Below are 13,615 nucleotides of genomic sequence, written 5' to 3'. Positions count from 1 at the left end.
CGTTGCGCCAGCACGTCAATCCCCTCAGCCGCTTCTTCCAGCTGCCGCTGCAGCTGCCATCTCCTGGTGAGCTATTCGACCATCCCGAGCAACCGATTCACCTCGACATCGGCTGTGCCCGTGGACGCTGCATTCTGGGGCTGGCTGAACTGAACCCGGGCTGGAACCACCTCGGCGTGGAAATCAGACGCCCCCTGGTGACCGCCGCCGACCGTGATGCCTTAAACACCGCCAGCGGCAATGTGCGGGTGCTGTTCTGCAACGCCAACATCAGCTTGGAAACCTGGCTTGCAGCGCTGCCGGACGACCGATTGCAGCGGGTCTCAGTGCAATTTCCGGACCCGTGGTTCAAGCGGAGGCATCGCAAGCGGCGGGTGCTGCAGCCGGCCCTGCTGCTGGCCATCGCAGCCGCCCTTCAGCCCGGGCGGGAGCTGTTTCTGCAGAGCGACGTGCTGGCAGTCATCGAACCGATGGTCGCCCTCACCGAACTGAGCGGTTGTTTCACTCGGCCGGAATCGGATGCCAGACCCTGGCGAGCAGACAACCCACTCGCCGTTCCCACGGAACGGGAGCAATACGTTCTCGAGAAGAGCCTCCCGGTGTACCGCGTGCTGTACCGACGCAACGCATCTCCACTCCCTGATCCAGAGGCACTGGAAAGCCGTTGGCAGGAGCTCGATAATCCCGCTGAAACGGTCTTTACCGACGTCTGAGCGATGGCCGATGCTACAGATCAGGGATCCATCCCTTTGCTGCTGCGTTGGCGGGGATGCCTGACACCAGCAGCGTCAGTGCAACAACGGCTGGAGCTGCTGTCGGGCGTGGTGCTGATGCTGCTGATGAGCAGCCTGCCGTTCGTCAGCCGCAGTGGCCTGGGGCTGGAACTTGCAGCGGCTGGCGTGCTTTGGCTGTTGTGGTCATTGATCACCCCCACCGAACGCCTCAGTGCCATCAGCCGCTGGGTGCTGCTGTACCTCGCCATCGCCGTGGTCTGCACAGGCTTCTCCCCCGTTCCGATCGCTGCCGCCAAAGGCCTGCTGAAGCTGACCAGCTACCTGGGCGTGTACGCCCTGATGCGCACCCTGCTGGAACGGCAGATCGTCTGGTGGGACCGACTGTTGGCAGCGCTGCTGGGGGGAGGGCTGTTCAGCAGTGTTCTGGCACTGCGGCAGTTGTATGCCTCCATCGACGAACTCGCCGGCTGGGCCGATCCCAACTCCGTCAGTGCCGGCACCATTCGCATCTATGGGCCCCTGGGTAACCCCAACCTTCTGGCGGGCTATCTCCTGCCGCTGGTGCCCCTGGCGTGCATTGCAGTACTGCGCTGGAAGCGGCTGAGTTATCGCCTCCTCGCTGCGGTGACAGCACTGCTGGCGGGCAGCGCCACCGTTTTCACCTACAGCCGTGGTGGCTGGCTGGGCCTGCTGGCGGCCCTGGCCCTGGCGGGCATGCTGATCCTGCTCAGAAGCACAGCCCACTTGCCGCCCCTGTGGCGACGTCTGCTGCCACTGGCCACCCTGCTGATCGCCGGCATCACGCTGGCCCTTGTGGTTACCCAACTGGAACCGATCCGCACCCGGGTGCTCAGCCTGGTGGCTGGTCGCGGTGACAGCTCCAACAACTTCCGCATCAACGTGTGGCTGGCGGCCATCGAGATGGTTCAGGACCGCCCCTGGCTCGGCATCGGACCCGGCAATGCCGCCTTCAACAGCATCTATCCGCTGTATCAGCAGCCGAAGTTCGATGCCCTCAGCGCATACTCCGTGCCGTTGGAGATCCTGGTGGAGACCGGTATCCCTGGCCTGCTGGCCTGCCTGGGACTGCTGTTGAGCAGCATCCAGCGTGGCCTCCGCATTCATGGGCAGCAGGGGTTGATCGCCATCGGCAGCCTCGCCGCCGTTGCCGGGCTGCTTACCCAGGGCATCACAGACACGATCTTTTTCCGGCCGGAGGTGCAACTGATCGGCTGGTTCGCTCTCGCCAGCCTCGGCGCCAGCTGGCTGCGGGATTGATGCTTCTCGCAGGATTCGATGCCGGCCAGACCAGCACCCGCTGCCGGGTCTGCCGCTGGCAAGATGACGGCTGGCAGATCATCGGTGAGGGTTCAGGTCCTGGGGTATCCCACCTCGAGGCCGCGGGAGGAGCCGAGCGGTTCCGTCAGGCTGTGCTCACCAGCCTGAAATCCGCCTCTGAGGGTGAAGGAGAACGCAAGCTGGATGCCGCCGTGATCGGTGCCAGCGGAATCGAGCAGGGCTCAGCCCTGCAACCGAAAGCCACTGCCCTGCTGGCAGATGCCTTGTCTCTCCCCGAGGAAAAAGTCCTGGCCACGGGCGACGAGCGCACCGCGCTGCGGGGAGCCTTCCCTGAAGGGGGTGGGATCATCCTGATCAGCGGCACTGGCATGATCTGCCTCGGCAGAGACCACCAGGGGAAAGAACACCGCTGCGGGGGTTGGGGCTGGATGCTCGATGGCGCCGGTTCCGCCTTTGATTTGGGCCATCAGGGGTTGCAACTCACCCTGCAGATGGCCGATGGGCGACGGCCGGACCACCCCCTGCGCCAGCGGATGTGGGAGCAGCTGGGCTGCCGCGGACATGCCGATGTCAAAGCCTGGGTGGTTCAACCGTCACGAACTGCCGCGGACCTGGCCGCCCTGGCACCACTGCTGGTCGCAGCGGCTGATGCAGGCCTTCCGGCCGCTCAGGACATCCTTCAACGATCAGCTGCGGCTCTGGTGAGCTGTGCCGCCACCGTGGCCCGGGAACTCGCGCTACCGCAGCCAGCGGTGGCGGGGCTCGGCGGCGTACTGCAACACCCCGGCAGCGTCCAACGGGCGGTTGAGGTGGGGATTATCGCTGAGATCCCCGGTGCACGCTGGGCCCCAGCTGCCTCCGATGCCTGCTGGGGCGCACTCACCATGGCCCGCGAGCTGGTGCTCAGGCCGCGTTGAGGTGCTCGTCGGCCATGGCAGCCAGATGCTGGGTCCAGCGGTCCACCAGCGACTGGTCTTCCGCTTCCACCATCACCCGCAGCACCGGTTCGGTGCCGCTAGCCCGCACCAGCACCCGCCCAGCTGCACCCATGCTCGCCTCCGCCTGAAGCACCGCCTCCTGAAGCGGCATGCAACTGGACCATCCCTTGCGGCGGGCTCGGTCCGGAACCGTCACATTCACCAGCGTCTGGGGATAAGCCTTGAAACTGCGATCCAACCATTCGCTCAAGGCGATGTCCTGGGCATGGCACAGCGTCGCCAGCTGCAGCGCCGTCAGCACCCCATCACCGCAGAGCCCATGGGATGCCGCCAGGATGTGGCCCGACTGCTCACCCCCAAGGGCTGCACCGTTGGCCACCATCGCGGCATGAACATGCTGGTCGCCGACGGGCGTGCGCTTAAGCACACCGCCGCGACGCTCCCAGGCCCGCTCAAATCCCAGGTTGGACATCACCGTGGCAACCAGTCGATCGCCGGGAAGCGCCTTCTGGTCCTGGAGCACCGATCCCCAGAGGTACAACACATGATCTCCATCAACCACCCGACCGCGGGCATCGACCGCCAGCATCCGATCGGCGTCACCATCAAAGGCGAAGCCCATCACCGCCCCTTGGGCCACCACGGCCTGGCGCAGGGGATCCAGCTGGGTTGAACCACAAGCCACATTGATCCGTTCCCCATCCGGCTGGCCATGCAGCACCGTCAGGTCTGCGCCGAGGGTTTGAAACACCTCAGCGGCACAGGCCGTCGCTGAACCCCAGCAGAGATCAAGAACGATCGGGACACCATTGAGCCGCCGATCCCCCACCGAACTCAGTAACTTGTCCTGATACGACCTGAGCAGGTCCTGCCGCTGAACCGAGCGACCACAGCGTCTGTGGCCATCGTCCTCGACCTCACCCCGCAGGCCGTCCTCCACCCGGGCCTGACGCTCGGCGCTCAGCTTTGTGCCATCGGCACCAAACACCTTGATGCCGTTGTCGGCGGGGGGGTTGTGACTGGCCGAGACCATCAGTCCACCGGCGGCACCCACTTCACGGATCAGCAGGGGAACCGCCGGCGTGGCACAGAGACCAAGCTCCCAGACATCTCGACCCGCCGCCGTCAGTCCTGCGGTCAAAGCCGCCACCAGCATGCTGCCGCTGCTGCGGGAATCCATCCCGATCAACACCGGACCATCGGCCTTGAGCACGCGACCGATCCAGTAACCCACCTGCAGACAGAGGGCCGGTGAGAGCTCGGTGCCGGCACGTCCCCGGATGCCGTCCGTGCCGAAACCTGGCGCTGAAGACCCGAGCGAGGGCCCGATCGACGGGACGGCGCTTTGAACCATGGGTCTCAATCGTGGATCGAAGACTACAAACCATGGGCCGAGCGCTCCGCATCCCAGGTGACAGGTGACCTGCCGCCCTTGGGGGGACGCAGAATGTGGTGAGTTCCGGCGACAGCGTGCCCGCAGGACCCCGGAACTTCTTCGCACTTCTGCTCACAACGGCCGGACTGAGCCTGACGATCACCGTCATGGGCCAGCGCCTGTTGCGGGAACGACAGCCAGCGCTGACCCCCAAGACGACACCGATCCAGTTGTGGCAGACCTATCGATGGTCGGTGGATCCTCTGCGCCGGCGTGAAGCGGCCTTGTTGATGGCCAAAAGCGGTCCGACCCTGGCTGGGCAAGGTTGGGGAGACGATCCCCTGGCCGCCGTTGCTCTGGCCCTTGCCGCCGAGAGAGAGAAGCGCCGGGGGAATCACACAGCGGCAGACGTCCTCTGGCAACAACTGCTGATCCGCTTTCCGGAGACAACCGTGAGCGCGAGAGCCCGGCAGCACGTCCCTGGCCTGCGTCAGGAGCTGCTAAAGCTGCATCCGTCTCACCCCGCAGCCCTGGCCACCGCCGTGGCCCTGGAGCCAACCCCGGAACGGGGGCATCAGGGAGCACACCATCTGGCGCGTTGGGGTTGGCGCTGGCCGGGCGCGATGGACCGACTGAAAGCAGCCTGCAGCGCCAGGGAGCCGACCCAGGCACAGCGCCAGAGCCTTGCCTGGGCCCTGGCCATGCTCGGAGCCGGATCCCCCGCCTTGGACTGTCTGCAAGGGAAAGCAGCTGGAGCGGAGACAGCGCTCGCCGTGGGGCGTGCCCTGTTGCGGGGTGGTGAGGAGCAGCGCATCCAAGGGAAACTAATGCTGTTGGAGCTCACCCAGCGGCAGCCGAAATCATTGGCCAGTGATGAAGCTGTTCGTCTGCTGATGGAGCCTCTGCTGCCGGACCCGGCACTCGTAGAAGCCATTCCGCCAGCCCTGGCGGAGCGCTCCGCTGCTATGGCCGCGGCACAGGTTCGGCTCAATGCTGGCAATGGCGCCATCAACGTGCTCAAACGGTGGCCTGACGACCGCGATAGCTGGCAGCTGCAGTGGGATGAAGCTCGGTTTGCCCTGCTCGATGAGCAGTGGGAACGGGCCCGGGACCTGTTGATGGCCCTGCCTGCAGGCACCTTGCCGCCCCCTCTGGAAGCACGGCAACTGTTCTGGCTGGGGCTCACTGAAGAACGGACAGGCAACAGCACCGCCGCCAAACGCCATTGGCGGCGATTGATCGGCACCCACCGCCCAGGGTATTACCGCTGGCGGGCAGAAGTGCGTCTGGGTGAAGCCAAGACCCTGCATCTGAATAAACCATCAACAACCCTGCCCGTCCCGGTGTGGGCTCCTCTCAACAGTCGCTATCCAGAGGTGGACACCCTCTGGAGGCTGGGGCTCACCGAACAGGCATGGGACGCCTGGCTATCGCTGCGTGATCCCCGAGACCCCCTGGCAGCAGAGGAACAGTTGGTGGAGGGACGACTGCGGCTCAGCGTGAATGACCCCTGGCGCGGCCTCGATCAGCTCTGGCGACTGAGTGTGCGATGGGTGCCCACGAGCTGTCGGCAGCGACTGCTGCTGCAACGGAGCCAGAACCCTGTCGTCTTCCAACAAGCCATCCAGTCCGCATCGACGCAGCACGGGGTGGATCCAACGTTGTTGTTGGCCATCGCAAAACAGGAGTCGCGCTTTTCTCCAGGCGTGCGTTCAATTGCTGGAGCCGTTGGTGTGATGCAACTCATGCCCGAAACGGCCGCCTCCGTCGCCGGGAAACCGCTTTCGGAGCATGAGCTGATGGAGCCTTCGACAAACATCTCCCTCGGGGCTGCGTACCTGAGATCACTGCTGCAGCTCTGGGAAGAGGATGCTTTCCTCAGCATTGCCAGCTACAACGCCGGCCCTGGCACGGTGCGTTCCTGGCCTCAGCCCCGCAACGACGAGGACATCGAACTCTGGGTGGAGCGGATTCCTTACGCCGAAACCCGCTACTACACCAAAAAAGTTCTCGACAATCTTTTGGGTTACTCAGACCACGCGTGGCCCGGGTGCGACGACCGCGCCGAGGGGATGGGGTAAACAGTGGCCAAGTCCAATTCCGGCAACGAGAACGATTCCCAACAGCAACAGCGAGCGCCGGGGGGCAGTCATCACCCCAAGACGGACTAGATCAAGCCGCGCCAACAACAGCGCTGAAGCCAGGATCAGCAGATCAGACAGCAAGTTCAGCCTCAGCAGGTAAATCCCAAGGACGATCACCATCAAAAGCGTGACGAGCAGGGTCATGACCCGACTGGACGCCATCACCAACGAGAGTCTCCGCATCAGCAAGTCCGGCATGGTGCAGATCACCAACACCGCCAGCAGCTGTACCCCTTCAACAACGAACAGCAGTTCCAGAGAGATGCTGCGGGAGTGCATGAACTGGATCTGGGCCATTGACCACTGGTGGCCCATCACCACAGCGACTACGAAGAGCACGTTGAGCATCGGCGCCCGCAGCGGCAGGTTCAGGAGACCAAAACAACCCATGGCCTCACGCTAATCACGGGGATCAGAGGTGACTGCCAAAGTGGATTCACCCCCAGACAAGGCCATGACAGGCAGTTCTCCACAACCACTGCTGGGTCCTGTTCAACGGATCGTGCTTGTGGTGGCCGCCATCGTCCTGGCTGTTGGTCTCACCATGATGCGGGGTGGATTGCAGAGCGGATCCCCTCTGGAACAGCTGGCCCGGCGTTCCCTAACTCCTGACGTCGCCCTCAGCAACGGGCGTCCGACGATGATTGAGTTCTATGCCGACTGGTGCCAGGTCTGCCGCGAGATGGCTCCGGCGATGCTGAAGCTTGAGCAGAGCACGCAACAACAGCTGGACGTGGTGATGGTGAACGTTGACAACCCGCGCTGGCAGGACCTGGTTGATCGCTACGACGTCAACGGAATCCCCCAGCTCAATCTGTTCAATGCCGAGGGTGATGCCGTCGGCCGCTCCATTGGCCTGCGACGGGGCGAGGAACTCTCCCTTCTCGCCGATGCGTTGATTCAGGACTCCCCACTGCCGTCCTTGCAGGGGCTGGGTCGTGTCAGTGAACGCACGGACGACGCACCACAACAGGCATCCTCAACGTCTGGTCCCCGCAGCCACGGTTGATCACCGTGCAGTGGATTCATGCGGGCAGCTTGCCGTCATCAGCGGCATGATCACCACACTGACCCGTCGTCATCACCATGGATCGCTTCCGGGTTGATCTGATCGCTGCCACACCCAACCCTCAGCTCTGTGTGTATGCGGCCATGCATCAGGACTACAGCGAGGGCTTCGTCGCGGCTGATCGTGAGAACTGGCCCGATGAACAACGGGCGGGGGAGATCTGCGTCAAACGCCTGCTGGCTGGGGAACGCGGTCATTACGGCCCGATGGAGCACGCCCAGATCGTGCTGAATGTGGGTTGGTTCCCCCATTCTGTCATGCAGCAGGCACGCACCCACCGGGTGGGCGTCAGCTTTGATGTGCAGTCGATGCGATACACCGGTGAGCGCATCTGCCGCGCTGCCAACGGCGATCTGGATCTTGAGGAGGTGTTCTACCTGCGACCGGTCGGTGACTACAGCGATCGCCAGGGCAAGAAATACGCCTATACCGAAAGCCAGCGGGCCCTGGACCTCGACCATTGCCGAGCCTCAGCTGAGCGTTATCGCGACCTGCTAACAGCAGGCTTCGCTGAAGAGCATGCCCGGGGCATCCTTCCCTTCGACTATCGCCAGCACTTCGTGGTGAGCTTCAGTCTGCGGGCCTTTCTGCACTTCATGGATCTACGGGCCAAGCTCGACGCGCAGCTGGAAATCCGCCAGCTCTGCGATCTGATGTGGCCGCACATGGTGGCCTGGGCCCCTGAATTTGCGGGCTGGTATAAGAAAAGCAGGCTTCACCGCGCCAGGCTGGCCCCTTAGATCCGAGCCAGGGTGACCCGCTCCGGTTGATGTTGATATTTGCCCTGGCGATCGCTGTAGGTGGTGTCGCAGGGATCTCCCTCGAAGAACAACAGCTGACAGATCCCTTCTTCGGCGTAAATGCGGCAGTCGGCACCGGAGCTGTTGCTGAACTCAAGGGTGAGGTGTCCTTCCCAGCTCGCTTCTGCAGGCGTGGTGTTCACGATGATGCCCAGACGGGCATAGGTGCTCTTGCCAAGGCAGATCACCGTGATGTTGGGCGGGACGCGCATCTTCTCCAGCGCAACGCCAAGGCCATAGGAATGGGCCGGCAGGATGAAATAACGACCGTCCTCGTCCTCATGCAACGGCGTCGGCTCGAGGTTGGCGGGGTTGAAGCGCTTGGGATTCATCACCGTGCCCGGCACATGGCGAAAAATCATGAATTCCTGCGCTGAAAGGCGCAGGTCATAGCCATAGGAGGAACAACCGAAACTCAGCACAGGCCTGGCCTGCTGCTCGGGATCCAGATGGCGGACCAAGCCCTTCTGGAAGGGTTCGAGCATGCCCTGCGCGGCCTGTTCGGCGATCCAGCGATCGTTCTTGAGCATCAGAAACCTCGACGCAATTGGGTGACCTGATCAGCCATGGCCACGATGCTGGGGGGAATGGCGGGCCCTGTGATCACCACATCCATGGCGGGCGGCCGCTGGTCGAGGGCATCCAGCAGCGCGCCCTCCTCGACGTAGCCCAACCCAACGGCGAGGCCGACTTCATCCAGAACCAGCTGATCGATGTCGCCATCACGCAGATGGCGACGGCAGGACTGCCAAACCGCATCAACAGCCGCCGCACCACCAGGGTGATCAGCTTGAGAAAGACAAGCCGGTACATCGGGGCGGAGCCAGGTGAGTCCGCCGCAAAGACGTACGCAACCTTGCGGTCCCTGATGCACCCCACCTTTGAGGAATTGAGCAATCAGCACTCGACTGCCCAGCCCAGCGGTGCGCATCGCCTGGCTGAGAACACTGGAGAAGCTGCCGCGATAGGTCGCGGTGTGAACCTGAAGCTGCCCCTCCGGCTCCACCAGCTGCAGGGGTGGGCGAACCGGCACCAACGGAAGGAGACCAGCCTGCTCCAGAGACCTGTGGTCCTGAGCCACGGAGTCCGAGGAACGATGGCTTGAGGTGAGGCTGGCGGTCATCTCGGCTGCAGGCATCCGGGAGATCCCGGCAGACCTTGAATGTAGCGGTGCAAAGCCACCCCACAAGGGTCAAGACACCATCCATGGTGTGACGTTCCATCAAGCCGGGGCATCGCCTGTCAGGCTTGATGACAGCTGTGATGCGCCGATGCCTGCACCCACGCCCCCGCGGGCCGATGGCCGGGGAGCTAGTGAGTTGCGCCCCTTCTCCGTGGACTGGGATCCGATGTCCTTCGCCCTCAGCTCCCTCATCGTGCGTACGGGCCGTACCGCAGTGCTCTGCAGCGTTTCCTTGGAGGAGGACGTCCCCCGCTGGCGCCGGGGGAACGGTTGCGGCTGGCTCAGCGCTGAATATCGACTGCTTCCCGGTTCGACACCGCAACGGCAGTCGCGAGAGTTGATGAAACTCTCGGGCAGAACGCAGGAGATCCAACGCCTGATCGGTCGCAGTCTCCGGGCTGTTCTCAACATGGACGCCCTCGGCGAGCGCACGCTGCTGATCGACTGCGATGTGATCCAGGCCGACGCCGGCACCCGCACCGCCTCGATCACCGGGGCCTGGATCGCCTTGCGCCGAGCCTGTGATCAACTCCGCTCCCAGGGTGTGTTGACGCAGGATCCGATTCGCCAGCAGCTGGCGGCGGTTTCGGTAGGGTTGATCGACGGGATCCCGCTGCTGGATCTCGACTACAGCGAAGACAGCCGTGCCGACGTGGATCTCAATGTGGTCACCGCCGGTGATGGCCGCCTGCTGGAACTGCAAGGGACGGCAGAGCAGGCACCCTTCAGCCGCTCCGAACTCGATGCCATGCTCAACCTGGCTGAATCAGGACTTCAGGAGCTGATGCAAGGTCAGCGTTTCGCCCTGGCCACAGCCGCCGGTTCAGCGATTTCGTAATAACGACTACATGGCTCGTCAGGGCACATTCGTAACTTCCCAGCAGTTGCGAGGAAACCATGGTGGCTAACAGTGGTTTCAGTCGCTATTCCCCCCAGCAACCGCAGGTTGCGGGTGCAGCCGAACGAAACCGCACCCTTCTGGATGTCATCCGTGATCTGGATGGAGCCAGCACCGAGTTGGTGGAACGCAACAAGACGATTTTCTTCCCGGGGGATCCGGCCGAAAGGGTGTACCTGATCCGTCGCGGAGCCGTGCGCCTGTCCAGGGTGTACGAATCAGGCGAAGAGATCACCGTGGCGCTTCTGCGGGAAAACAGCCTGTTCGGAGTGCTGTCACTGCTCACCGGACACCGATCCGACCGCTTTTATCACGCTGTTGCCTTCACGCGGGTGGAAATGGTGACCGCACCGGCCGCCTCTGTGCGTGCTGCCATCGAGGCGGACACCGGTGTCGGCCTGCGTCTTCTGCAGGGTCTCTCCAGTCGGATCCTGCAGACGGAAACGATGATCGAAACCCTCACCCATCGCGATATGTCATCCCGATTGGTGAGTTTTCTGCTCGTGCTGTGCAGGGATTTCGGCGTGCCCGATGAACTTGGCATCACGATTGATCTGCGCCTGTCTCATCAAGCCATTGCCGAAGCGATCGGCTCCACACGCGTCACCATCACCCGTCTGCTGGGAGACTTGCGCCAATCCGGACTCGTGCAGATTGACCGCAAGAAGATCACGGTGTTGGATCCCATCGCCCTGGCCAAGCGGTTCAGCTGAGTCCACCCCCCGTGCGATGGGGGTCTGATGAGCGGCTGGCTGCTGATCCTGGCTTTGCTGATCCTCGGAGGCGTGCTGTCGACCCTGGGGGATCGGCTGGGCAGTCGCGTGGGAAAGGCTCGGCTCAGCCTGTTCAATCTGAGGCCGCGTCGCACAGCTGTCTTGATCACAGTGCTCACCGGCAGCCTGATCAGTGCTCTGTCCCTGGGTCTTCTGCTCCTGGTGAGCCGCCAGCTTCGGGTTGGACTGTTCGAGCTCGATGCCCTCCAGGCCAGACTCAGGGACAGCCGTGCGGCCCTTGATGCGGCCGAAACGGAGCGGCGCGAGGCTCGGTCAGCGACGGAGCGGATCGAGGCGGAATTAATTTCCACCCGGCAACGGTCCGCAACCCTTCGCCGAGAGCTGGAACCACTGCAACAGCAAAAGCGTCAACTGGAGCAGGAACGGAACCGACTGAACGCCGACATCCAGGCCAGGGACGTCGATATTCAGCGGACGGAAGCCGAATTGCGCGGTGTGCGCGATCGGATCAAGGCTGGGGAAAAGGAGCTCAAGTCTTTAGAGCAGGACCTGCTGGCCTTGCGCCGTGGATCCGTTGTACTGCGCAGTGGCCAGGCCCTGGCGACTGCCACGGTGAGGCTGGAGAAACCAGGTCAGGCCAAGCAGGTGGTGGATCGGTTGCTGCAGGAAGCCAACCAAACCGCCTACGTAAGGGTCAGACCAGGGGAAACCCCGGATCGTCAGATCCTGCTGGTTCCCCGAGGAGATGTGGAACGGCTGCAACAAACCCTGCGTCAATCCGGCACCTGGGTCGTGTCGATGCGTTCGGCTGGCAATGTGCTGCGGGGTGAGTCCGTGGTGTATGCCTACCCGGATGTGAAGCCGAACAGAACCATCACCCGCGTCGACGAGGTGCTGGCCACCACCACCCTCGAGCAGGACGAACGCGGATCAGAGGCGGTCAGAACACGGCTCAACCTGCTGCTGGCTTCAGCCTTTGCAGAAGTTCAACGCCGTGGTTCGCTCAGTGAAGGACTGCAGTTCGATGGCAGCGCACTGAACGAGCTGGGTCTCGCGCTGGTGGATCGAACCGACAACGAACCGCTCGAGCTGCAGGTGATCGCTGTCCGCAGCAGCGACACGGCGGATCCTGTCGCCGTCAGGGTGATCATGGAGCCATGAGCCATCTGGTGGGACTTGACCCCGGTCGTGCCAAGTGCGGCCTGGTGTTGGTGGATCCTGATCAGCGCCTGGTCATCGATGGTGTCGTGCTGCCCCCATCGCGCGTCATCAGTCAGCTGAAGACCTGGTCCAACCAGGGGGAGCTGCGGTTGATCCTGTTGGGGAACGGCACCAGCTCAGATCAATGGAATTCAGCGTTGCAACGACTGGCCTCCATTGAAATCGTTGATGAAAGGGGAACAACCCTGCGCGCCCGGGAGCGCTACTGGCAGCTCTGGCCCGCCTGGGGATGGAGGCAACTGCTGCCGCGGGGCCTGCGGCTTCCCCCTGGTGAGTTGGATGCGGTGGCAGCTCTGGTGATGGTCGAAGATCACCTCGGCTATCGGTGCCAGTGGCCTCAGCCGCGACCGGCCTTCAAAAGCGTGCCCGTACCGTGAAGGTGTAATCCCCGCCGGGCTCCAATCGATAGTCGGCGCGCACCAGAAAGCGCAGCAACGCGTCCTGAATAAGGGCTCGCCCCAGGGACGGCTCAACAGTGAGCTCACCGCGATCGAAGGCCCATTGAAAGGTCCACTCGAAACCGCCTGCCGAGACTTCACCCTCAACACATTGATCACTGAAGCACTGCCGCAAAACCCTGAGGTGGGCTGTCGTGGCGGGAAGCGCTGTCATTCCACTAAGGCCGGACGGAAGCCGTTGATCCAATTGCCGGCGCGGTCCAGACCCTGGCGCTGAATGCGCTGGATGGCCTTTAACACACCGTCCAGCACGGCATCCACCTCAGGCTGCTCAGCACGACTGAAGGGACCGAGCACGTGGGACACGGTGCGCGCCCGCCGTTCCGCGGGATTGTCAGCAGGAGCACCAATGCCGATGCGCAGGCGCGGAAAGGCCTGAGTACCCAGGTGCTGGATTGTGCTCCGCAAACCGTTGTGACCTCCAGCACTGCCCTGGGCCCGCAACCGCAGACGTCCCAGGGGGATGTCCATGTCATCCACCAGAACCAGCAGTTGTTCCGGCGTGAAGCCAAACCAGTCGAGCGCTGCGCGGATGGACCGACCGCTGTCGTTCATGTAGGTCTGAGGCATGAGCAGCCTCAGTCGGCTTTCACCGATGCCGCACTCCGAAGCCAGGCCATGCAACTTGCTCTGCTGACGAAAACTGAAGCCCTCGCGTGATGCCATCCGCTCCAATGCCATGAAGCCGATGTTGTGACGGGTTCCCTCGTACTTCGTGCCTGGATTGCCCAGGCCGACCACCAGCCGGAGCACATCGGCCAT

At 63.2% G+C, this 13,615-nt stretch carries 16 protein-coding genes; 10 read left to right on the top strand and 6 right to left on the bottom strand.

Annotated features, from left to right (window positions below; translation table 11 throughout):
• Window positions 1-2 precede the first annotated feature (2 nt).
• Genes trmB through SynA1524_RS01660 form a run of 3 tightly spaced genes read left to right on the top strand, consistent with a single transcriptional unit; the run spans window position 3 to window position 2,950 of the window.
• Window positions 3-713 (top strand): tRNA (guanosine(46)-N7)-methyltransferase TrmB, encoded by a 711-nt coding sequence (trmB, locus tag SynA1524_RS01670; RefSeq protein WP_186498686.1) that lies wholly within the window; start codon window positions 3-5, stop codon window positions 711-713.
• Between the two features lie 3 nt (window positions 714-716).
• Complete coding sequence (locus tag SynA1524_RS01665) at window positions 717-2,012, top strand: IctB family putative bicarbonate transporter (RefSeq protein ID WP_186498685.1); 1,296 nt, start codon at window positions 717-719, stop codon at window positions 2,010-2,012.
• Window positions 2,012-2,950 (top strand): BadF/BadG/BcrA/BcrD ATPase family protein, encoded by a 939-nt coding sequence (locus SynA1524_RS01660; protein WP_186498684.1) that lies wholly within the window; start codon window positions 2,012-2,014, stop codon window positions 2,948-2,950. The genes SynA1524_RS01665 and SynA1524_RS01660 overlap by 1 nt, the downstream gene beginning before the upstream one ends.
• On the opposite strand, the gene glmM is transcribed toward SynA1524_RS01660, so the two are convergent.
• Window positions 2,937-4,325, bottom strand: coding sequence for a phosphoglucosamine mutase (gene glmM, locus SynA1524_RS01655; protein ID WP_186498683.1), 1,389 nt, complete (start codon window positions 4,323-4,325; stop codon window positions 2,937-2,939). The two genes, SynA1524_RS01660 and glmM, sit on opposite strands and share 14 nt — an antisense overlap.
• A gap of 116 nt (window positions 4,326-4,441) precedes the next feature.
• Here glmM and SynA1524_RS01650 point away from each other — a divergent pair, with 116 nt between their 5' ends.
• Complete coding sequence (locus SynA1524_RS01650) at window positions 4,442-6,427, top strand: lytic transglycosylase domain-containing protein (protein WP_286188622.1); 1,986 nt, start codon at window positions 4,442-4,444, stop codon at window positions 6,425-6,427.
• Here the strand turns inward: SynA1524_RS01650 and SynA1524_RS01645 are convergent.
• Window positions 6,377-6,880 carry a hypothetical protein gene (locus tag SynA1524_RS01645; protein WP_186498682.1) on the bottom strand — a complete coding sequence of 168 codons (504 nt, stop codon included), beginning with the start codon at window positions 6,878-6,880 and terminating at the stop codon, window positions 6,377-6,379. The genes SynA1524_RS01650 and SynA1524_RS01645 overlap by 51 nt on opposite strands.
• A gap of 64 nt (window positions 6,881-6,944) precedes the next feature.
• Between SynA1524_RS01645 and SynA1524_RS01640 the strand changes: the two genes are divergently transcribed.
• On the top strand, window positions 6,945-7,499 hold the full coding sequence (locus SynA1524_RS01640; protein WP_186498681.1) for a thioredoxin family protein: 555 nt from the start codon (window positions 6,945-6,947) through the stop codon (window positions 7,497-7,499).
• A 77-nt stretch (window positions 7,500-7,576) separates the two neighbouring features.
• A complete protein-coding gene (gene thyX, locus SynA1524_RS01635; protein ID WP_186498680.1) occupies window positions 7,577-8,299 on the top strand; it encodes an FAD-dependent thymidylate synthase in 723 nt (240 codons plus the stop codon).
• On the opposite strand, the gene dcd is transcribed toward thyX, so the two are convergent.
• Both dcd and SynA1524_RS01625 read right to left on the bottom strand, forming a co-directional pair.
• Window positions 8,296-8,889 (bottom strand): dCTP deaminase, encoded by a 594-nt coding sequence (dcd, locus tag SynA1524_RS01630; RefSeq protein ID WP_049691601.1) that lies wholly within the window; start codon window positions 8,887-8,889, stop codon window positions 8,296-8,298. The genes thyX and dcd overlap by 4 nt on opposite strands.
• Complete coding sequence (locus tag SynA1524_RS01625) at window positions 8,889-9,482, bottom strand: cob(I)yrinic acid a,c-diamide adenosyltransferase (RefSeq protein WP_186499438.1); 594 nt, start codon at window positions 9,480-9,482, stop codon at window positions 8,889-8,891. The genes dcd and SynA1524_RS01625 overlap by 1 nt, the downstream gene beginning before the upstream one ends.
• Window positions 9,483-9,630: 148 nt before the next feature.
• Between SynA1524_RS01625 and rph the strand changes: the two genes are divergently transcribed.
• From rph to SynA1524_RS01605, 4 genes are read left to right on the top strand one after another with little or no spacing between them, the layout of a single operon-like run.
• A complete protein-coding gene (gene rph, locus SynA1524_RS01620) occupies window positions 9,631-10,380 on the top strand; it encodes a ribonuclease PH (protein ID WP_186498679.1) in 750 nt (249 codons plus the stop codon).
• A 59-nt stretch (window positions 10,381-10,439) separates the two neighbouring features.
• Complete coding sequence (gene ntcA / locus SynA1524_RS01615) at window positions 10,440-11,153, top strand: global nitrogen regulator NtcA (RefSeq protein ID WP_186498678.1); 714 nt, start codon at window positions 10,440-10,442, stop codon at window positions 11,151-11,153.
• A 27-nt stretch (window positions 11,154-11,180) separates the two neighbouring features.
• On the top strand, window positions 11,181-12,335 hold the full coding sequence (locus SynA1524_RS01610; RefSeq protein ID WP_186498677.1) for a DUF3084 family protein: 1,155 nt from the start codon (window positions 11,181-11,183) through the stop codon (window positions 12,333-12,335).
• Entirely contained in the window at window positions 12,332-12,772 is a 441-nt protein-coding gene (locus SynA1524_RS01605) for a RuvC family protein (RefSeq protein WP_186498676.1), read from the top strand. Before SynA1524_RS01610 ends, SynA1524_RS01605 begins: the two co-directional genes overlap by 4 nt.
• Here the strand turns inward: SynA1524_RS01605 and SynA1524_RS01600 are convergent.
• Window positions 12,750-13,007 (bottom strand): DUF3146 family protein, encoded by a 258-nt coding sequence (locus SynA1524_RS01600; protein ID WP_186498675.1) that lies wholly within the window; start codon window positions 13,005-13,007, stop codon window positions 12,750-12,752. The two genes, SynA1524_RS01605 and SynA1524_RS01600, sit on opposite strands and share 23 nt — an antisense overlap.
• The gene (gene pth, locus SynA1524_RS01595; RefSeq protein WP_186498674.1) at window positions 13,004-13,615 is read right to left on the bottom strand and encodes an aminoacyl-tRNA hydrolase; all 612 of its coding nucleotides are present in this window, start codon (window positions 13,613-13,615) and stop codon (window positions 13,004-13,006) included. The genes SynA1524_RS01600 and pth overlap by 4 nt, the downstream gene beginning before the upstream one ends.

The organism is Synechococcus sp. A15-24 (genome assembly GCF_014280195.1).
Taxonomy (GTDB): domain Bacteria; phylum Cyanobacteriota; class Cyanobacteriia; order PCC-6307; family Cyanobiaceae; genus Parasynechococcus.
The sequence above is the reverse complement of the archived record's forward strand: the minus strand, read 5'-3'. Positions and strand labels throughout refer to the sequence as shown.

Coding starts and splice junctions, on each gene's coding strand:
- dcd (WP_049691601.1), bottom strand. CDS start 8,889: ATGCTCAAGAACGATCGCTGGATCGCCGAACAGGCCGCGCAGGGCATG.
- SynA1524_RS01645 (WP_186498682.1), bottom strand. CDS start 6,880: ATGGGTTGTTTTGGTCTCCTGAACCTGCCGCTGCGGGCGCCGATGCTC.
- SynA1524_RS01640 (WP_186498681.1), top strand. CDS start 6,945: ATGACAGGCAGTTCTCCACAACCACTGCTGGGTCCTGTTCAACGGATC.
- SynA1524_RS01625 (WP_186499438.1), bottom strand. CDS start 9,482: ATGACCGCCAGCCTCACCTCAAGCCATCGTTCCTCGGACTCCGTGGCT.
- ntcA (WP_186498678.1), top strand. CDS start 10,440: ATGGTGGCTAACAGTGGTTTCAGTCGCTATTCCCCCCAGCAACCGCAG.
- thyX (WP_186498680.1), top strand. CDS start 7,577: ATGGATCGCTTCCGGGTTGATCTGATCGCTGCCACACCCAACCCTCAG.
- SynA1524_RS01605 (WP_186498676.1), top strand. CDS start 12,332: ATGAGCCATCTGGTGGGACTTGACCCCGGTCGTGCCAAGTGCGGCCTG.
- SynA1524_RS01600 (WP_186498675.1), bottom strand. CDS start 13,007: ATGACAGCGCTTCCCGCCACGACAGCCCACCTCAGGGTTTTGCGGCAG.
- glmM (WP_186498683.1), bottom strand. CDS start 4,325: ATGGTTCAAAGCGCCGTCCCGTCGATCGGGCCCTCGCTCGGGTCTTCA.
- SynA1524_RS01610 (WP_186498677.1), top strand. CDS start 11,181: ATGAGCGGCTGGCTGCTGATCCTGGCTTTGCTGATCCTCGGAGGCGTG.
- SynA1524_RS01660 (WP_186498684.1), top strand. CDS start 2,012: ATGCTTCTCGCAGGATTCGATGCCGGCCAGACCAGCACCCGCTGCCGG.
- SynA1524_RS01665 (WP_186498685.1), top strand. CDS start 717: ATGGCCGATGCTACAGATCAGGGATCCATCCCTTTGCTGCTGCGTTGG.
- pth (WP_186498674.1), bottom strand. CDS start 13,615: ATGGCCGATGTGCTCCGGCTGGTGGTCGGCCTGGGCAATCCAGGCACG.
- rph (WP_186498679.1), top strand. CDS start 9,631: ATGCCTGCACCCACGCCCCCGCGGGCCGATGGCCGGGGAGCTAGTGAG.